Source organism: Halanaerobium sp. (assembly GCF_003070835.1).
In genome coordinates this window covers 1-20,806 of record NZ_QBLR01000045.1, presented here as the reverse complement: position 1 = coordinate 20,806, position 20,806 = coordinate 1, and the positions used below count along the sequence as shown (strand labels likewise).

Sequence of the window (20,806 nt, the reverse complement as noted above, 5' to 3'; positions counted from 1 at the left end):
AAATCTTATTTACTTTATTTTTATTCATTATGCTGGTATTTAAATTTTTTGCTGCTGTGGAAGAGAAAACAAGTTTAAATTCCAAGAATAAAATCAAAAAAATTCTGTTCATACTGATTGAGCTGATAATCTTTTCTTTTAATCAGAGAATAGTTAAAATCAAGCAGCTCAGTTTTTTCAGAATTGATATCTATTATTTTTAACATTTCATTTTCCAGTTCGGAAGTGATAGAGCTTTTTGGTAGAAATCCTAGAGTTGTTCCATTAATTATTGACTGTTTAGTAATATTAACTGAGTTACTGACTAAGGAGATATTCAAATTATTAATATTGATTCCAATTTCAGCTAAAAAATTATTTATTAAATTATAAGCACTCGAATCTTTTTCCCGCATAATAATTGGAATCTCTTTCAATTCTTCTTCGGCAATCATATTCTGTTCAAAGTCATTAGAAGAACATAAAACCAGGCTGTCCTCAAAAAAATCATGTTTATCGATATAAGGACAATCATCACAATTTTTTTCAAAAAAGAGGTGGTCACAGTTTTCCATTCCGGCTAAAATTCCAAGATTATAGTCATGTTTTAAGACATTATTTAAGACATCAGAAGAATTAAAGGTGTCAATTTTAACCCGCAGATTATTATAATTTTCTTCAAAATTATGGATTTTTGAAGCAAAATAAAAGGAACCAAAATTCTGGCAGGCTGCGATAACCAGGTGCTTATTTTTGTTTTTAATCTTTTCGATTTCATTATACAGATTTTCTTCTAAATGCAGAATTGTTTCTGCATAATCAAAAACTTTCTGGCCAACTTCTGTTAAAATAACCCCTTTGTTTGATCTTTGGAGAAGAGGCAGCGCAAAATTTTCCTCTAATTTCTGCAGCTGTTTACTTAAGCCTGGCTGCGTAATATGCAGAGCTTTACTGGCTTTGGAGATGCTCTTAGATCTTGCTGTATAGTAAAAGGACTTTAGATATTCAATCTTCACTTAATTTTCCCCTCTCATATATCAATAATTTTGTATATAACAGTCTGTTATAGAACATAACAAAGATTCATTTTCTTACTCTTAGTTACTATTATATAATAATTAATGTAATCAGTAAAAGATGGATAAAGTTTTCAGCGGGAGGGGATATTTTAAATTTAATATTCGATTGAGGATATTTTTTTAAATGTTATTGAGAAAAAAAGTACAATATGTTTATTATTATAAAATTTAATGAGGAGAGATAAAATTGAGTACAGGGGATAAAATTAACAAAAAGCAGTTGGGTGCAGCTTTAATAGTAATTTTACTTTTAGTTTTTGGGGGAAAGATACTGTCTGATATTAGTCCTAAATTAGGCTTATCGTTAATAACCGGACTATTTTTTGGTTATATTTTAACCAGAGCTAGATTTGGTTTTGCAGGTGGTGTCAAAAAGATATACATAACTGGAGAAGGCAGCTTGACCAAAGCTCTTTTGGTTATGTTTGCAGTGACAATTATTGCAATGGCCGGACTGCAGTGGGCAGCAGCAGCTGATGGAGCTGTAGTAAAATATCTTGTTGAAGGGGATGCAGTAAAGATCCCGGCAACTGGATCTGTTAAATCATTAAGCCTGGCTACAATAATCGGCGGCTTTATTTTTGGAATTGGAATGATGCTTGCAGGCGGCTGTGCTTCAGGAACACTAACTGATCTGGGGGAGGGTGCTTTTCGTTCGGCAATTGCACTGTTATTTTTTGCAGTTGGTTCAGTTCCGGGTTTAAGTGCCCGCTATGCATTTGACCAGTCGGCTTTAGCTGATTTTTCTACAATTGTTTATCTGCCGCACTATTTTGGCTATATTGGGGCTACAGTTATTTCACTTTTACTGCTTTTAGTTCTTTATATGATTACCAGAAAATATGAGAGCTTCAGGCGCAGTGAAGGACATTTTGAAGAATTAGAATATGAAGAAAGAGATCTGCCTTTAGAGGAAGATGAAGCTGACAGTTTCTTCAGTTTTAAAACATATCATAAATTCTTTATGGAAAGATGGAGTTTTATGACAGGTGGTTTATTGATTGCTGTAATGTTTATCTTTGTGGTTAATACTACAGGTAAAGACTGGGGAGTAACTTCTGCTTATGCCAGATGGGGAGTTGCTATTTTCGACAGTCTAGGCTTTGATATGACAGGACCTGCTTTTGCTTCCTATTATGAAGCTGTTCAGCAGGGCTTAATTAATGATGGAGGTACAATCAGAAATATTGCAATTATCTTTGGTTCAGCAATTGCCTTTTTACTTGCCGGTAAATTCAAATTTGACTTTAATTTCAATTTAAAAGATGCCGGTTATTATGCTCTGGGCGGACTTCTAATGGGGTTTGGAGCCAGAATGGCCAAGGGCTGTAATATAGGAGCTTTATATTCTGCGATTAGTAACTTCTCACTTAACGGTTGGGGTTTTTTGATTGCCTTAAGTCTCGGTGGAATCTTTGCTTTAAAAGTTTTTGCCGGTAAGGTTAATTTAATTCCAGCTAATCGATATCAGGCAGAGAAAGAAAATGCAGAACAAATTTCTGCTTAAAAAAATGATTGTTATAAATTGATAATCTAATATTTTTAGTAACAATAAAATATAGAAATTACAGGAGGAATAAAATATGAGTAAAAAGATTTTAGTTGTTGGTGGAGTAGCCGGAGGAGCAGGAACAGCTGCCAGAGCAAGAAGACTGGATGAAGATGCAGAAATCATTATGTTTGAGCGTGGGCCTCATGTGTCATTTTCTAACTGTGCCCTACCCTATCATTTAAGTGGAGTTGTGCAGGACTGTGATGATTTAGTTTTAATGTGTCCTTCCAAATTTGCTGAACAGTACAATATTGATGCCCGAGTTAACAATGAAGTTTTGAGTATCAATAGAGAAGAAAAAACTGTTGAAGTTAAAAACTTAGAAGCCGGTGAAACATATACTGAAGGCTATGATAAATTAGTTTTATCTCCTGGTGCCAATCCAATCAAACCAGGCAGCATTAAAGGTGTAAATAATGAAAATGTATTTACCATTCGTAATGTAGTAGATATTGATAAACTAAACAAGTATGTAAAAGAAAATGATGTAGAAAACGTAGCAGTAATCGGTGCCGGTTACATTGGGGTTGAAATTGCAGAAAACTTTATCCACTCTGATAAAAATGTAGCTTTAGTAGAAGCTATGGATCAGGTTTTACAGCCTCTAGATTATGATATGGCTCAGATTCTGCAGAAAGAACTGCATGACAATGGAGTAAATGTAGTAGTTTCTGATCCTTTAACTGAGGTTCATGATGATCATGTTGTTTTAAAATCAGGTAAGAAAATTGATGCTGAAGCAGTTGTTTTGGCTATCGGTGTCAGTCCAGAAACTGAGCTGGCTGAAGATGCCGGACTTAAAATTGGAGAAACCGGTGGAATTGAAGTAAATCACAACTATGTAACCAGTGATCCTGATATTTATGCTGTGGGAGATGTAATCGAAGTTTATTCTCAAATCGCCCGCTCTAAAACAAGATTACCACTTGCTGGTCCTGCTCAGAGACAGGCTCGTGCTGCAGCAAATCATATCTATAATATCCCCAATAAAAATAATGGGGTAATTGGTTCATCTGTAATTAGAGCCTTTGATTACAATGCTGCTACAACCGGTCTTAACGAAAAACAGTTAAAAGATGCAGGGATTTCTTATGATTTTGTTTATGTGATCCCTACTGATAAAGTTGGTTTAATGCCAGATGCAAATCCTTTACATTTCAAATTATTATATGAAGTGCCAACCGGTAAGATATTAGGTGCTCAGGCAATTGGTAAAGGTAATGTAGATAAGAGAATTGATGTGATAGCAACAGCAATTTTAATGGATGCTACAGTAGAAGAATTGACAGAATCAGAGTTAGCTTATGCACCACTCTTTTCTACACCGAGAAATGCAGTGAACCAGGCGTCTTTAGTAGCTACTAACCTGATCAATAATCGCTTCCGTCAAATTCCGGTAACTGAGGTCAGAGAATTAGTTGAAAATGATGCTTTTATTGTAGATGTTCGCGAAAAAGAGGAGTATGAAATGGGTCATTTAGTTAATGCAGTTAATATCCCTTTAAGTGAATTAAGAGAAAGAACTGATGAAATACCTACAGATCAGTCTGTATATTTACACTGCCGTTCAGCTCAGAGAAGCTACAATGCCTGTCTGGCTCTACAGGGCAGAGGCTTTGATAATGTAATCAATATCTCAGGCTCATTCCTCGGTATTTCTTTCTACGAATACTTCAATGATCAGACAACTGAGCGCGAGAAAATAGTAACAGAGTATAATTTTGAATAATAGCTTGATTGAGGTTATAAATTAGTAAAAATAGAGTTTGATCAATTATAAAAACCCGTTCAGCTGTAGTTTAAGATTCTCAGCTGAACGGCTTTTTATTTGAGATTAAATGGTAAAATTTTCTAAGCACCCGGTACCAATTAGGTATTTTTTTAAAATTAAGGCAGGTAAAGCTACCAATTATCTTGAATAATATTAAGTAGAGAAAGAAATTAAATCACATAAAAATAGAAATTGAAAGGAAGATTTATTTGTCAAAAAAGAATTCATATTTAGCTTTATTTTTTAAATCAATCCCAATTGGACTTGCCAATACCCTGCCAGGGGTGAGCGGAGGTACACTGGCCCTGGTTTTAAATATTTATGAAACCTTAATTAATGCGATTAAAGATATTAAAGTCAAAAAGCTTTTTGTAATTGGTCTGGGGGCAGCTGCTGGTGTTTTATTTGGCTCAGCTGTAATAACTGACCTTTATCAAAATCAGCCGCTGCTTGTAAATTATTTTCTCTTTGGTCTGGTAATTACTTCAGCCCATTCTACCTATAAAAAAATTGGGCATTTGAGCTTCTTAAAACTTTTAGTTATGCTTTTAGCCTTTGCTTTTGCGCTCTTTTTTGCCAGAGAAATCCAGTTTGGATTTTTAAATGCAGAAGGCCTGATGCTCTTTTTTATAGCCGGTTTTTTTGGCAGTGTGGCAATGATTCTGCCTGGAATTAGTGGAGGAACTCTTTTAATTTTAATGGGAGTCTATCATCCGGTATTAAAGGCAATCAACAATTTAGATTTTGCAATTTTAATTGTCTTTGGAGCAGGAGTAGCAGCCGGTTTATTAGTTTTTGCCTGGCTTTTTTCCTACCTGCTGCAGAAACATCAAAAAGAAATAATGGTTGTTTTAACCGGTTTAATTCTCGGCTCTTCAGCAGCTGTATTTCCAGCTCGATTTAATATTGTGGGACTTGCGGCATTTGCAGCCGGGGCTGTGATAATTATTATTTTAGAAATTATAGGTCAGAATACTTGAATTAAAATCTAAGTGAAGGATGAAAACTATGGAATTAAAAGATTATTTATACTTTAAATATTATAGTTATCAGCAGAACTTATTTGAAGAGATAATTTCTGAAGAGCCAGAAGTTTATATTTTTGAGAATTATAATGATTTAAAAGAAGCCTTAAAATATTATCAGCCTCAGCCTCTCAGCCAGCAGAGCCAGTTTTTCAGCTTAAAAGAATTTAAAGAGCGGCTTTTTAGCAGTGAGCAGATTCTGCTCAGGGAAGAAAAACTTCCCCTGCTTTTATACTCGGTTTTAACTAAAGAAGAAAAAAAAGAGCTTCGGCTGGAGAGTTACCAGGATATTTATCAGTTTTCAGCCCGTTTTTTTGCTTATTTTAAGCTGCTGCAGGATTACCAGCTGGCTCAGATTGAAGGCCTGGCTGACTGGCAGCAGGAGAGAGTGGAAAGGCTCAAAAGTATTAGAGTAAGATATCAAAAACGTTTAAAGGAGCTTGGTTTTGTCGACCAGCTGCTGCTCAGGGAAGAGAAGAATTTAAATCTGCAGTTTTTAAGTGAGTTTAAAAAGATAAACTTATTTAATATCATGGATTTTTGTCCCTATTTTAAAGAACTGCTGTGGAAGCTTGCTCAGGAATTTGAAGTTGTGCTTCACTTACAGCTTGAAAAAGAGGATTTTAATCAGGAAACATTAGAAATTAAAGAGCTGACTCTGCCAGCAAAGACAAATAAGATTGAGATTAGAAAAACGAATTCTAAACTTAAAAGTCTGGCTGCTCTTTTAAATGAAAAAGAAAATTCTGCTGAGAATGTTCAACTGCTGGATGCAGGCAGAGAAGTCGAGTCTGCTGAGATATTAAGTGATCAGTTAAATCTTAATTCCTATCAGAGTCTAAGTGAAACTGATATTTATAAGCTGCTGGATTCTCTCTATCAGCTTTACCAAGAGGGAAAAGGCAGTTCGCAAATCTTGATCGTCTTAAAAGAACTCTATGATTTATCTACACAGAGCCTATTTAAGGATTGGCTTGGGTTAAAGGCGGCGGATCTGCAAAAAATTGAAGAGCTGCTGCGTCAGGATTATTATTATCTTGATTTAGAGCTGCTAGAAGCAGAGCTTCCTCTTTTAAAACCCCTTTATAATTTTCTTAAAAAGTTGAGAAAAATCAAAAACATATCCGACTTAAGTGAACTGCTCACAAAAATCTCAGATTTTGCTCTGGAAAAAGAAGCTAAAGAAACAGCAGAGAAATTTAATGACAGCCTGCTGGAGCTAAAAAGTATCGAAGAACTGGGAATAGTAACTAGCTGGAAGGATTATTATTCTGATCAGGGTGCAGGTCTTTTTTCACTATTTTTAAATCACTTAAATTTTAAATCTATTAGACTCAGCAAAAACGATGAGGCAGCTGATCTTTTAAGTCTGGAGAAAGCTCCACAAACTAAGCGCAAAAAGCTTTTAGTAAATAATTTGATCCACGATAATTTTGCTCAAAAAAATGATGGCCTCTATTTTTTGAGTGAAAAACAGCTGAAAAATAATGGACTGCTTTTAAAACACAAAAATCAGCTCCTAAAAAAGTATAAGTTTCTGCGCCATATTTTAAATGCAGAGCAGAGTATTGTTTATACAGTAGAGAATGAAGAGCAGAATATTTCACCTGCCGTTATTTTAGAAGAGCTTGCCTTAGAATACGGCCTGGACTATCAAGAAAGTAAAATTAATAATTTAAGTGAAAAAGAAATTTTGAATAATTTATTTAATTACCAAACTGAGCTGGATTTAAAAGTCAATAGAACAGCTGATTTTAATCAAAATCTGCAGCTGGAAAATAATGATTTCGGCAGCGGTTTTAATTTCAGCTATTATAAATATAAAGCTTTAAAAGACTGCTACCACCGCTTTTATTTAGAACAGCTGGCCCGACTTGATACTTCTTTAGAAATTAAGTCCTCACTGTCTTTAATGGCCCTTGGAATTTTAACCCATGAGATTTTTGGAGAACTGATAATTTATGCCAGAGATGAGAAGCTTGCCCCCCGAGAGATTCCAGCAGCGAGCAGAAAAAAGATTATCAGGAAAGCCATGGAAGCTAACAAATTAAAAATTGATCGGGATTATTTAAATTATTATCAACAGATTATTTTCAAAAGCCTGGAAAAATCATTTATTTATTTTGCCGAACTGCTGCAGAAATATCTGCCGGAAGACTACCAGGACATACTGGTTGAATGGCCGGAATGGAATTATCAGCGGCAGCGATATTTTACAGCTCAAAAGACGGAATTTTATCTTTCCGGCAGAATAGATCTGCTTATATTAAATCAGGCTGAATACTTTATTGTTGACTTTAAAACAGGCAGTGGAGACCGCAAACAACTGGACTTTTATTCCCTGATGCTGCGCCAGAATTATCAGGATCAGCTGCCGGCTGAGAGCAGAAAGGCAATCTATAATGTCTTTGATCAGGCTTTTGAACACTCATATAATAAAGTGGAAAAAGAAAACAGCCTGGGTGCAGAGCTTGAGGAATTGACAGAGCTGCTTTTTGCAGCTGGAGAATATGAGCGGATTTATAAATCTCGCTGTCAGCGCTGTCCTTATCAAGATATTTGCAGAGTGGAGGTATTGACTAATGAAGAAAGTAATTAAAGCCAGTGCCGGGACAGGTAAAACCTACAGACTCTCTCTGGAATATCTGGCTGCACTTTTAAAAGATATAGATTTTTCGGAAATTATTGTAATGACCTTTACCAAAAAAGCAACTGCAGAAATTAAAAATCGAATTCTTAAACATCTGCGGGAGATAATTAATCAGGGCCCTGAAAAGAATAATATCATCAGTTCACTTAAACAGATTTATCCGGAGCTTGAAGTTGAGCCCGAAAAATTAGAAAAAATCTATCATAAAATGATTTTAAACGATGAGGATATCAAAATATTTACAATTGATGCTTTTACCAATCAAATTTTCAGCAGAGGGATTGCACCCTATCTCTCTCTTTATAATTATCAGATTATCGACGACAGTCAGAATCAGGAGCTTATTGAAGATTTATTGAAAACAATATTAAATAATCAGGACTATTATCAGAGTATGCAGAGTTTTTTGGAGGCCAACAGCGCCCGGGATCTGGAGCCATATCTTAAATTTATCAAAGATATTGTTGATAATGCCTGGAAATTTATCCTCTTAGAATCATCCGAATTAAAAGCAAAGGAAAAGCTGCCTCAGGCAGAGATTTGTGATTTGTTTGAAGAGAGCTATCAGACTCTAAAAGAAGTTGCTAAACTGCGCGGAGAAGAATTTTCTTCCTCCTATTTTGTCAAAGATGGGCGACCTTTTTTTGAACAGTACCCTGAACTTAATTCAAATCAGCAAAAAAAGGATTTTCTCTACCAGAGGAGAAATTATTTACTAAATAACAGCTACTGGAGTGGTAATAAATTAAGGGCTAAAAAAACAGCAGATTTAAAAGAAAAATTAGAGTATGAATATCAACTATTTAGAGAAAAACTGGCTGCAGCAGTTTTCAATCAGGAAGTGATTCCGGCTGAAAAAGAAATTATCAATTTTGCCAGTCTGGTTTTAGATATTTACGAAGAGCTGAAATTTAAGACCGGCAAATTTACCCATTCTGATATCAGCAATTATACTTTTAAGTATTTAAATGCTGAAGAAATTGGGCTGATTGAAGAAGGAGAGGCAAGCGATTATCTGCTGGACCTCTTAGGAGGAGAATATAAGGCGCTTTTTATTGATGAGTTTCAGGACACCAGTATTCTGCAGTGGAAAATTTTAAGGCCGCTGATAAAAAAAGCCAGTGATTTTATTGCCGTGGGAGATGAAAAGCAGTCCATTTACGGCTGGCGGGGTGGAGAAAAGAAGTTATTTGCCTCCCTGGAAGAAATTATTGAGGCTGAAACAGAAAGGCTTGAGCGCTGTTACCGCAGTGATCAGAATATAATTAAGCTTTTAAATGACTTTTTTGAGCAGTCAGAAGTTGACTGGGAATATCACCCGGTTGAAGCTAATTCTACGGACCCAGGTTTAACAGAAGTAATTTATGGCGGCAGTTCAGCTTATTACAATACAGATACCAAAAAATTTGCGGGACTGGGAGAAGAAAAACAGCAGCAGATAGAAGAATTAAACAGCAAAATCAAAGAAGACCTTTCGGCTGAGATAGCAGCAGATATCAAAGCAAAATATGCTGCTGATTACGGACAGGTCAGTGTGCTGGCCCGGACCTCAAATGAATTAAATAAAATTGCAGAAAGCCTCGAAAAAGAGGGGGTACCCTACATTTTAGAAAACAGAAATTCTCTTCTGGATGCAGCTTTACCTAAAGCCGCTTATAATTTTTTGTATTTTGCAGCCTACAGGGACTTCTACTCACTGCTTAAATTTCTGCGCAGTGATCTGGTCAGAATTGACAATCAGAGTTTAAAATTTATTCTAAAAGGGCAGCAGCTTTTAAGGGGCTATTTCAGCTCAAGTCAAAAAATTGAGCTCGAAGAAGAGTTTAAGCTGCAGCAGGCAGGGGCTGAGCAGCTGTCGGAAAGCAAAATAAATAATTTAATCAATACTTTCAAAAAAATTAAGAAACTAATTGATGGAGACTATCAGGAAATTATAAATTATCTTTATCAAAAAACTGAGCTGCTTGGACTGGCAGCAGATAACAGCCTCAGCTTAAAAAATCTCTATTCATTTTTTAAAATTTTAAACTCCTTTTCTTCTTTAAAGGAGCTGCTTAATTATCTGGCTGAAAATAAAGATAGTGAGGAATTAAAACAGCAGAAGGTAGAAAATAAAGATGCAGTCAGCTTAATGACAATCCACCAGTCAAAGGGGCTTTCTCTGCCGGTAGAGTATTACTACTGGAATCCCGGCCGCCGGAGTGGAATGAGCAGTGGTGGAATCAATTTTTATCTTGATTTTGATCAGAATTATGAAGAGCTGGATGATTATTTATTTATTCAGGATCAGTATCTTGCTGTTTTGGACTGGCTTGATTATGATTTTAAGGAAAAGGCTGAAGAAAAAGCAGAAATGGAAGAGATTAATAACCTCTATGTTGCCCTGAGCCGGGCAGAAAAGGATCTGCACTTATATCTAGAAGCTCCGCGCAAAATAAAACCAGATCAGGATTTAATGTGGGCCGGCAGCAGTTATGATTATTATGAAAAGATGCTTTTAAATGCAGTTGAAGGAGAAAATTTAATTGAAATTTTAGAAGTAGAATCAGCCGGTCAGCCGCTGCAGATAGAAGCTGATCGGCTAAGCGAAAAGCCAAATCTGAATCCCCTCAATAAATATCTAAAACAGAAAAAATGTGAGCCCGTAAGTAAAAAAGATGAAGAAAAATATGCTTATTTTAAAAAGCAGAGCAGCAGTTTGAAACTTTCAGCTCAAAAATTGAGGGGGCTTGCTCTCCACTATTATTTGGAGAATATTAAGTATAATAATGAAGCTGAAAAGTTTTCTGCCCGCAGGCTGCTGAAAAGTAAATATGGAAATCTGCTGGGGAAAGAAGAAATTAGCGCTGTAATAATAAAAGCTGATGAATTTATTGCAGCCAATCCAGAAATTTTTTCTGAAGAATATCAGGTTTTTAATGAGTATTTATTAAAAGAAAAAATCGAAGCTGGAGAAAAGCACTATCGCATCGACAGACTGCTTGTAGACAGGGAAGAGAAAAAAATTAAAATAATTGATTATAAGAGCGGGAGTTATCGGGATTCGGAGCAGCTTGAAAAATATAAAGAGCTGCTGGCAGCAGAACTGGGCTTAGAATGGGAGATTAGGACCAGCTTTGTTGATGTTTAATTTGTAAATTAATTAATATATTTATCTGCTCTAAGTGTTATAATTAAGTTTAGAAATAATAAAGACACAAATAAATTGAATTAAAATTAGAAAGGGTGGTTTGATGAAAATTGTACTGGTTCGTCACGGGGAAAGCGAATGGAATCTTGCCAATAAGTTTACTGGCTGGACAGATGTTGATTTAAGTGAGCAGGGAGTTAAAGAGGCAGAAGAAGCAGGTCGTTTATTAAAAGAAGAAGGCTTTACTTTTGACCTGGCCTATACTTCCTATTTGAAGAGAGCTACCAAAACTTTAAATATTATTTTAGATATTATGGATTTACACTGGATACCGGTAATTAAATCATGGAAGTTAAATGAACGTCATTATGGTGCTCTTCAGGGGCTGAATAAAGCAGAAACAGCTGAAAAAGAAGGGGCAGAACAGGTTCATATCTGGCGCCGCAGTTTTGACACCCCACCACCTGAATTAGATAAAGATGATGAGCGTTATCCCGGTCATGAAGCAAAATATGCTGAACTGGGTAATGATGAGCTCCCAACTGCAGAAAGTCTCAAGATGACAATTGATCGAGTTATGCCTTACTGGGAAAATGAAATTGTTCCAAAAATGAAAGAGGGTAAGAAAATAATTATCTCTGCTCACGGTAACAGTTTAAGAGCCTTAGTAAAGCATTTAGATGGTATTTCTAATGAGGAAATACCCTCAGTAAATATTCCGACAGGCAGACCCTTAGTTTATGAATTTGATCAGGAAATGAATGTTAAAGATAAATATTATTTAGGTGATCAGGAAGAGATAGAAAAAGAAATGAACAAAGTAAAGAATCAGGCAAAAAAATAATTTAATCTAAATTTAATTTTTGCTTAATTATTCTTTAATTTCTCTCTGCTATATTATAATTGTAAGTTGAATAAAACAGTGAAAACTCAAGCTAAAACTAAAAGCAGATTGAAATTCCCTCCAAAAACATTTTATCCGGTCTGTAAAATGGCCGGTCTTCAAAATTGTTTTTACTGTTTTTAAAAATTTATTAAAGGATGGTGTTTAGATTGAAAAAAAAGAGAGCTTTATTTCAGAAAACATTATTAGCATTAATTGTAATTTCTTTAATAATAACTGCAGCACCTGCAGTATTTGCCCAGGAGCAGCAGTCTCAGAGTATTTATCAGACAAATCATTTTGCAGATATTGCCGAAAAAGTGGATAATGGTGTTGTAAAAGTAACATCAACTGTAAAAACTTCTGGTAGTCAGCAGATACCTGAAATGTTTAATGATCCATATTTTAGATTCTTTTTTGGGGATCAGTTTCAGATGCCAGAAGAACAACCTCGGGAAAGACAGGGCTTCGGATCAGGTTTTATAGTTTCTAAGGATGGTTATATAGTAACCAATCAGCATGTAATAGATGGTGCTGATAAGATAGAAGTTTCAATTAATGGTGTTGAAGATCCGGTTCCAGCCAAAGTAGCCTGGTCAGATTTCAGTCTTGATCTGGCAGTTTTAAAAATAGATACTGAAAGTCTGAAGCAAGAACTTACCCCCTTAAAAATGGGAGATTCGAGTAAGATTCGTCCTGGAGACTGGGCAATTGCTATCGGTAACCCTTTAGGTTTTGAACACACTGTTACAGTGGGAGTAATTAGTGCTCTAGGAAGACCAATCCAAATCCCGACTGATGACCGACAGGTTAGAACCTATCAGAATTTAATTCAGCTTGATGCAGCCATTAACCCTGGTAATAGTGGTGGGCCACTGCTAAATAATCAGGGTGAGGTAATTGGTATCAATACAGCAGTCTCAAGAGCGGGTCAGGGAATTGGTTTTGCAATTCCAATCAATGAGATTAAAAGTATAGTTAAAGAGCTTCAGAGAACTGGTGAAGTATCGAGGCCATGGCTGGGAATTGTATTTAGTGATATAACCAAAGAAATGCAGGAATATTTCTCATTAGATAATCAAAATGGTGTGGTTGTTATAGAAGTATATAAGGATAGTCCTGCTGAAAAAGCTGGCTTAAAAGCTTACGATATAATTAAAGAAATAGATCAAAAAGTGGTTAAATCAACTTCTGATGTCAGTGAATTAATTAAGAATAAAGAAGTTGGAGATAAGATAATGTTTAAAGTGATTAGAAATGGACAGAGTAAGATTATATTTGGCCGAATTGGTGAAAAACCAAACGATGTTTAAAAAAATTAATCTCAATTGAACTTTTTAAGGAAATCCCGGGCTTTAGCAGGTCCGGGATTTAATAAATTAAAAATATGACTGATATTAATTTTAAATTTTATTGAATTATTGATATAATAAGAGGGGTGAGAAAATTGCAGAAAAAGATACTGTTGATTGAAGATGATGTTCAGATTGCTCGCTTTGTAGAACTGGAACTTGAGCATGAAGGTTATCAGGTTAAAAAATTTGATAATGGTTATGACGGAATTAATGCTTTAAAAGAAGATGAATATGATCTTTTATTGCTGGATATTATGCTGCCCGGTCTTGATGGCTTTGAAGTCTGCAGTCGGATCAGGGATTTTTCTGATATTCCAATAATTATGCTAACTGCCAAGTCTGAGCTAGAAAATAAAGTTGAAGGCCTTGATATAGGAGCAGATGACTATTTAACAAAACCCTTTGAAATTGAGGAATTACTGGCCAGAATTAGAGCTCATTTAAGAAGAGATGAGGGTAATGTTGAATCTGATAATGTGCTGAAAACTGCTGACGTAGAAGTTAATTTAGATGCTCATATAGTTAAAAGAGCTGGAGAAGAGATAGAATTAACTAAAAAAGAATATGATCTTTTGGTTTACTTAATTCAAAATGAAGGTATTGTTGTAAGCAGAGACAAACTTTTGAACAATGTCTGGGGCTATGATTATACAGGAGAAACTAATATTGTTGATGTTTATATCCGTTATTTAAGGAGTAAAATAGATGATCCTTATGATCAGAAATTAATACATACAGTTCGAGGAGTAGGCTATGTGTTGAGGTCAGATAAAAATGTTTGATTTTTTTAATAAAAAAAGCAAAATCTCCTGGAAAATTACGATTCTTTATGCTTTTATGTTTATGATGCTTATATTTTTAATTAATCTTTCGATTTATTTTTTCCTATCCAGTTTTATTGATGACAATATAAAAAAGAGTATCAATAATACAACTGAACTTGTGCTCTCACAATTTTCAAGAATCGGTGATCCGGTTAATTTTTTTGACACAGATCTTCTGCAGCAGATAAGCCGTAGTGAGGAAAATATTTTTTTTCGGGTGCTCGATAAAGACGGAAAAGTTAATGCGCAATCTAAGTATTTAGAAGAGATGGATATCCCAATTGGGGTTGAAATTGAAGAATTCCGCTCTGGTTCAAAAATACTTGTAGTTAAAACCATCCCGATGAATAATTTTGTTTTTTCTCGGGGCTATCTTCAGGTTGTTAGAGATATTACATTTGAAAAAAACTTTCTTGATTTTCTTATTATAGTTTTAACTATTGCTGCTGGAATCGGAGCTCTAATTTCTGTCTTTTTAGGTTATTTTACTACCAAAAAGATGCTTTCACCGATCAATAAAGTCACTGAAACAGCAAGAGAAATCAGTTCCAGTGATTTAGGGAGAAGACTTGAAGTTAGCGGTCCTGATGATGAATTAAAAAAACTGGCACTAACTTTTAATTCAATGCTTGATCGTCTGGAGAAATCTTTTAAAAGGCAGAAACAGTTTGTTTCTGATGCATCTCACGAATTAAGGACTCCAATTTCTGTGATCAAAGGTTATGTTGATCTGCTTGATCGCTGGGGTAAAGAAAAAGAAGATGTTAGGGATGAAGCAATAGAAGCCATTAAAAAAGAGACTGTCAATATGAAACAGCTGATGGAAAATCTTTTACTTTTAGCTCGTGGTGATGATAGTGAGTTAAAAAAAGAAGAGGAGCTGTTTAATTTTAATGAACTGATAAAAGAAATAATCAAAGAATTTGAACTGATGGAAAAAAATATTAAACTAAAATTTATTGAAGAAGCAGAAATAAAATTTTTTGGTGATCAGAATCTTTTCAAACAGCTGCTTAGGATTTTTCTGGATAATGCTATAAAGTTCACTTCTCAGAAAGGTGAAATTGAGATCAGAATTGATAAAATTGACACAAACGACTTTTATTTTTCTATAGCAGATGATGGGCCTGGAATTTCAACTGAGGATTTACCTTTTGTTTTTGACCGCTTTTATCAGGCAGATAAATCACGGACCAGGAAAGATAATGAAGGTTCTGGACTTGGTTTAGCTATAGCCCAGCAGATTGTTGAAAGTTATAATGGGGATATTGATGTTGAAAGTGAAATTGGAAAAGGAACAAAGTTTATTGTTCATTTGCCAGCAGCTAAAAACAATAAAAGACGCTAAGATACTAAAATAATTAAATAGATGTTTTAATGGGAGATGATTTTTTTGTCAAATAAGGAAAATAAGGAGAAGAAGACGCTTTTTTTATTAGATGGACACAGCTTAACCCACCGTGCTTTTTATGCACTACCCCTTTTAACCAATGATGAGGGAGAATATACAAATGCAGTCTTTGGCTTTGTAAGGATGCTCTTTAGCCTAACAGATGAATGGAATCCAGACCGGATGATTATTACTTTTGATAAAAAAGCACCTACTTTTAGACATGAAGAATATGAAGATTATAAAGCAGGTAGGAAAAAGATGCCGGAGGAGCTTGTTCCTCAAATTCCACTTCTGCAGCAGACTATAGAAAAATTAAAAATACCTATGCTGGCAAAAGAAGGTTATGAAGCGGATGATCTGCTGGGAACTCTTTCCAAAAAGGCAGCAGAAGAAGGTTATATGGTTTATATTGTTACAGGTGACAGGGATGCTCTGCAGCTGGTTTCAGAAAATATAAATATATTATATACCCGCAAAGGAATCTCTGATCTGGTGAAATTTGATTTAGATAAAGTAATGGAAAAATATGAACTGCCGCCGGAGAAACTTATTGACCGTAAAGGTCTAATGGGTGACAGCTCTGATAATATTCCAGGTGTCCCTGGAATTGGTAAGAAGACAGCTTTAAAATTACTTAAAGAATTTGGCTCAATGGAAGAAATTTTAGCCAATATAGATAAGGTTTCTGGTAAAAAAAGAAAAGAAAATTTAAGAAAATACACTGAACAGGCCAGAATGAGTTATCGTCTTGGTAAGATTAAACGCGATGTTCCGGTAGAAATTGATTTTGATGAATGCCGTCTTGATTTATATGATGATCAGGAAGCGGCAGAACAGTTTGAAAGACTGGGCTTTACCTCCCTGCTTGATCGTTTTGACTTTAAAGAGGAAATGGATTTTAAAGATTTAGAGGTAGTTGATTTGGATCAGAAGGGATTAGAACAACTAAAAGAAAAGGCAACTGCAGCTGGCGAAATTGCTGCGGCAGTTAAATTAAAAGAGGGTACTAAAGCGATTCAGGGAGAAATTGAAGCTTTTATTTTCAGTCTGGAAGCTGAAAGTCAAATTTATTCCTATCAACCTGAAGACAAAAAAATCCCCAAAGAAATAAAAGAGATTTTTTTAGCAGAAGATATTGCAAAGCTGATGATTGATGCTAAAAAGGCTTCTCTTGCTCTGCTAAAACAGGGGATAGAAATAATAAACATCGGTTTTGAACCTCTGCTGGCATTTTATTTACTCCAGCCATCTTCCTCTTTACCTGAGCTGGAAGATGTATTAAGCAGGGAGTTAACAATTAGTTTTGATGAAATTAAAAGCAAAGATAAGCTGCTTATTGAAATTTCTAAGCTCTTTGAATTAAAAGCTAAGCTGCTGCCAAAGTTAGAAAAGGATGAGTTACTTAAATTATATCAGGAAATTGAACTTCCTTTAATTAAGGTTCTGGCCAGGATGGAAGCTAATGGTGTTAAAGTTGATAAGGAATGGCTTGATAGTCTCTCAGAGCGCCTGGGGAAAAGATTGGATATAATAACTGAAAAAGCACATCAGCTGGCTGGTGAGGAATTTAATCTGAATTCTCCCAAACAGCTCGGAGAAATTTTATTTGAAAAGTTAGGTTTGCCTGTAATTAAAAGAACTAAAACAGGTTATTCAACTAATGCCAGTGTTTTAGAAAAATTGGAAGGTAAACATGAGATTATTCCTTTGATATCTGAGTACAGAGAATTAGCTAAGTTAAAGTCAACCTATATTGACTCTCTTCCACCTCTGGTTAATAAAGAGACAGGTAAAATCCATACCTCTTTCAATCAGATGGTAACAGCAACCGGGCGTTTGAGCAGCACAGATCCAAACCTGCAGAATATTCCTATTAGAACTAAAGAAGGAAGAGAGATTCGGAAAGCTTTTATCCCTTCTGAGGAAGACATGCTGCTGCTGGCAGTGGATTATTCGCAGATTGAGCTTAGAGTTTTTGCTCATTTGAGTGGAGATCAAAAACTTAAAGAAGCTTTTAACAGTGGAGCAGATATCCATACAGAAACAGCAAGTGAGGTTTTTGAAGTTGAGCCGGAAGAAGTATCTCCAAATCTCCGCCGCCATGCCAAGGTAATTAACTTTGGTATTGCTTATGGGATGAGTTCTTATGGTTTAAGTCAGGATCTTGATATCCCAGTCGAAGAAGCTCAGGATTATATTGATAAGTATTTTGAACGCTTTTCCGGAGTTAAAGAATATATGGATCAAACAATTAAGCAGGTTAAGGAATGTGGTTATGCAGAGACGATGTTTGGTCGCCGCCGCTATATACCGGAAATTAACAGCAGTAATTATCACCGGCGCTCTTTTGCCGAAAGAACAGCAATTAATACTCCAGTTCAGGGGACCGCTGCCGATATTATGAAAAAATCAATGATCGATGTTTATAATGCTCTTAAAGACGAAGAGCTGGATTTAAATATCCTGCTTCAGGTTCATGATGAACTGGTATTTGAAGTGGCAGAATCTGATTTAGAGAAAGCAGCAAAGTTGATTAAAGATAAAATGGAAAACACCGCTGAACTTGATGTACCACTTCTTGTAGATCTTCAGACAGGAAAAAACTGGAGAGATAAGAAAGATTATGAGGTGGGGAAAGATGCCTGAGCTGCCGGAAGTGGAAACAGTTGTTAAGGGTTTAAGACCTCTTGTAGAGGAGAAGATTGTTACCGGGGTAGAGATTAGAGAAGAAAAGATGATTGCCTTTCCGAAAGGAAATATTTCTGCGTTTAAAGAAGAATTAATTGGTTCAAAAATTGAAGCTGTTAACCGCAGAGGTAAATATATTATTTTTGAATTAAATAATAATAAAAATATGGTAATTCACCTTAGGATGACCGGAAAACTGCTGGTTAAAGAGGTTAAAGAATTTAGAGATAAACATACTCATGTAATTTTTAGCCTCAATGACGGGCAGGAAATTCGATTTAATAATATACGTAAATTTGGTCGGGTTTATTTAATCGATAAAAACCAGCCTGAACAGGCTGGTGGTTTGTCCAAATTGGGGCCGGAGCCATTAAGCAACAACCTAAGTGTGGATGATTTTAAAAAGTTATTTGAAGGGCGAAGAGCAATTATTAAGTCTTTGCTTTTAAATCAGCATTTTGTAGCTGGAATCGGTAATATTTATGCAGACGAAATTCTTTTTCGCTCGGGAATCAGACCTGATCGAACAGCAGATACCTTAACTGAGTCTGAAAAAGAAAAAATCTATCATAACATGCGGGAAATTCTGCAGAAGGGTATCATTTATGGAGGGACTTCTTTTAGTGATTATGTTAATGCCTTTGGCGAAAAAGGATCATTTCAGGAAGAATTAAGAGTTCACCAGCGTCAGGGAGAAGAATGTTACAGCTGTGGAACGATTATAGAAAAAATAAAGGTTAGTGGACGCTCAACATATTTTTGTCCTCAATGTCAAAAATAGAGAAAGGGGATAATTATGATTATTGGTTTAACAGGTGGAATAGCAACTGGGAAATCTACAGCTGCTGAATATTTAAAAGAAAAAGGAGCCAGAATCATTGATGCAGATCAGATTTCTCATCAGATCAGCCGCAGAGGAGAAAAGGGCTGGAAGCTGGTTGTTGATGAATTTGGAGATAATATTTTAAGAAAAGATAGAGAATTTGATCGTGACAAATTGGGAGAGATTGTTTTTTCTGATCCTGCCAAAAGAAAAAAATTAGAATCTCTTCTTCACCCACTGATAATTTATGAGATGAAAGAGCAGGCTCATCAATATCTAAAAAATGATGAAATAGTTGTTTTTATGGCACCACTATTATATGAAGTAGGCCTGGATCGATTTTGTGATCAAATCTGGGTTATTTCCAGTTCAGAGGATAATCAGATCAAAAGATTGAAAAGCAGAAATGATTTCAGCCGTGAGGAAGCTTTAAATAGAATCAAGGCTCAGATGCCGCTTGCTGAAAAAGAAGAAAAAGCAGATGTGGTAATTGAAAATAATTCAACAATAGCAGATTTGAAAAATAAAATTGATCTATACTGGGAGAAAGTATTGAAGGGAGTAGATGTTAAATTGATTAGAATTGCCTTAATCGCTCATGATGAGAAAAAAGAAGATATGATTGTATTTGCAAAAAAACACCGAGAAGTTCTGGCAAAAATGCGCTTAATTGCTACCGGTACTACAGGTCAGCGTTTAATTGATGAGACCGGTCTGGATGTAGAAAGAATGGCCTCTGGACCGATCGGAGGAGACCAGATGATCGGAGCAGAAATTGCTAAAGACCGACTAGACGGGGTTATTTTCTTAAGAGACCCTCTAACTGCACAGCCCCATGAGCCCGATGTAAGTGCTCTTTTAAGACTCTGTGATGTTCATGAAATACCCCTGGCTACCAATCTGGCAACCGCAGAAATGATTATTCACTCTCTGGCTGAGAAAAATAGGGCATAAATTGAGGAGGATTAATACAGTTGGAGAGCAAATACTTAACTAAGATAATTATATTTTTTCTTTTATCAATCATATTTTTTACTGCTGCAAATAATAATTTCGATCTCTGGACAATTAGAAGAAATTTAGAGCCGGTTAGATATCAGGAGGAAATTGATAAATATGCTGAAAAATTTTCTTTAGAACCAGAACTGCTGGCAGCAATTATTTATGTTGAAAGCAGATTTGATAAATACTCAATTTCTCCAAGAGGGGCAGTTGGTTTAATGCAGCTGATGCCAGCTACAGCTCACTGGATTGCAGAAGAACTGGGTTATGAAAATTTTAGTTTAGAAGATTTAGATAATCCGGATTTGAATATTAAATTTGGCAGCTGGTATTTTGCCTATCTCTATCAAAAATTTAATCAGGATCTTATCAAAACTATTGCTGCTTATAATGCTGGCGAAAGTAATGTTAGGAAATGGCTAAATAATGGTTGGAGTGCTAATTTAAAAGAAAAGTTACCATTTTCGGAAACAGATAATTTTGTCAGAAGGGTTCTTTCAACTAAGGAATATTACAGTGGGAATAATCTAAAAATATACAGTTTATCGAATTTCAATCTTTTATTTGCTAATTCAGCTGAGTAAAATATCACAAAAAGAAATTATTTCTTTTTCTGAATAAAAATGATATATAGTTGGATACAACTTGATTT

14 protein-coding genes are annotated in these 20,806 nt (G+C 35.3%); 13 read left to right on the top strand and 1 reads right to left on the bottom strand.

The features are described from left to right. Nucleotides 1-74 precede the first annotated feature (74 nt). Nucleotides 75-995, bottom strand: coding sequence for a LysR family transcriptional regulator (locus CI949_RS06965; protein ID WP_133530872.1), 921 nt, complete (start codon nt 993-995; stop codon nt 75-77). A 250-nt stretch (nt 996-1,245) separates the two neighbouring features. Here CI949_RS06965 and CI949_RS06960 point away from each other — a divergent pair, with 250 nt between their 5' ends. From CI949_RS06960 to CI949_RS06900, 13 genes are all read left to right on the top strand, one after another. Further along, nucleotides 1,246-2,565, top strand: a complete 1,320-nt coding sequence (locus CI949_RS06960; RefSeq protein ID WP_208108998.1) for a YeeE/YedE family protein — start codon at nt 1,246-1,248, stop codon at nt 2,563-2,565. Nucleotides 2,566-2,641: 76 nt separating this feature from the next. Next, nucleotides 2,642-4,339, top strand: coding sequence for an FAD-dependent oxidoreductase (locus CI949_RS06955; protein ID WP_290764515.1), 1,698 nt, complete (start codon nt 2,642-2,644; stop codon nt 4,337-4,339). Nucleotides 4,340-4,590: 251 nt separating this feature from the next. Next, nucleotides 4,591-5,361 carry a DUF368 domain-containing protein gene (locus CI949_RS06950; protein WP_290764512.1) on the top strand — a complete coding sequence of 257 codons (771 nt, stop codon included), beginning with the start codon at nt 4,591-4,593 and terminating at the stop codon, nt 5,359-5,361. Between the two features lie 28 nt (nt 5,362-5,389). Next, nucleotides 5,390-8,005: a PD-(D/E)XK nuclease family protein gene (locus CI949_RS06945; protein ID WP_208108999.1), complete on the top strand. Its 2,616-nt coding sequence runs from the start codon at nt 5,390-5,392 to the stop codon at nt 8,003-8,005. Then, the gene (locus CI949_RS06940; RefSeq protein WP_290764506.1) at nt 7,989-11,186 is read left to right on the top strand and encodes an exodeoxyribonuclease V subunit beta; all 3,198 of its coding nucleotides are present in this window, start codon (nt 7,989-7,991) and stop codon (nt 11,184-11,186) included. The genes CI949_RS06945 and CI949_RS06940 overlap by 17 nt, the downstream gene beginning before the upstream one ends. Nucleotides 11,187-11,289: 103 nt before the next feature. Beyond that, nucleotides 11,290-12,030: a 2,3-diphosphoglycerate-dependent phosphoglycerate mutase gene (gpmA, locus tag CI949_RS06935; RefSeq protein WP_133530877.1), complete on the top strand. Its 741-nt coding sequence runs from the start codon at nt 11,290-11,292 to the stop codon at nt 12,028-12,030. Nucleotides 12,031-12,239: 209 nt separating this feature from the next. Beyond that, the gene (locus CI949_RS06930) at nt 12,240-13,382 is read left to right on the top strand and encodes a S1C family serine protease (protein WP_133530878.1); all 1,143 of its coding nucleotides are present in this window, start codon (nt 12,240-12,242) and stop codon (nt 13,380-13,382) included. A 134-nt stretch (nt 13,383-13,516) separates the two neighbouring features. Beyond that, on the top strand, nt 13,517-14,206 hold the full coding sequence (locus tag CI949_RS06925; RefSeq protein WP_133530879.1) for a response regulator transcription factor: 690 nt from the start codon (nt 13,517-13,519) through the stop codon (nt 14,204-14,206). Then, entirely contained in the window at nt 14,199-15,596 is a 1,398-nt protein-coding gene (locus CI949_RS06920) for an ATP-binding protein (RefSeq protein ID WP_133530880.1), read from the top strand. Before CI949_RS06925 ends, CI949_RS06920 begins: the two co-directional genes overlap by 8 nt. A gap of 45 nt (nt 15,597-15,641) precedes the next feature. Then, a complete protein-coding gene (gene polA / locus CI949_RS06915; protein WP_133530881.1) occupies nt 15,642-18,287 on the top strand; it encodes a DNA polymerase I in 2,646 nt (881 codons plus the stop codon). Further along, nucleotides 18,280-19,110, top strand: coding sequence for a bifunctional DNA-formamidopyrimidine glycosylase/DNA-(apurinic or apyrimidinic site) lyase (gene mutM / locus CI949_RS06910; RefSeq protein ID WP_133530882.1), 831 nt, complete (start codon nt 18,280-18,282; stop codon nt 19,108-19,110). The genes polA and mutM overlap by 8 nt, the downstream gene beginning before the upstream one ends. A gap of 15 nt (nt 19,111-19,125) precedes the next feature. Next, nucleotides 19,126-20,106, top strand: coding sequence for a dephospho-CoA kinase (gene coaE / locus CI949_RS06905; protein WP_133530883.1), 981 nt, complete (start codon nt 19,126-19,128; stop codon nt 20,104-20,106). A 20-nt stretch (nt 20,107-20,126) separates the two neighbouring features. Next, complete coding sequence (locus CI949_RS06900; protein ID WP_133530884.1) at nt 20,127-20,738, top strand: lytic transglycosylase domain-containing protein; 612 nt, start codon at nt 20,127-20,129, stop codon at nt 20,736-20,738. Nucleotides 20,739-20,806 lie beyond the last annotated feature (68 nt).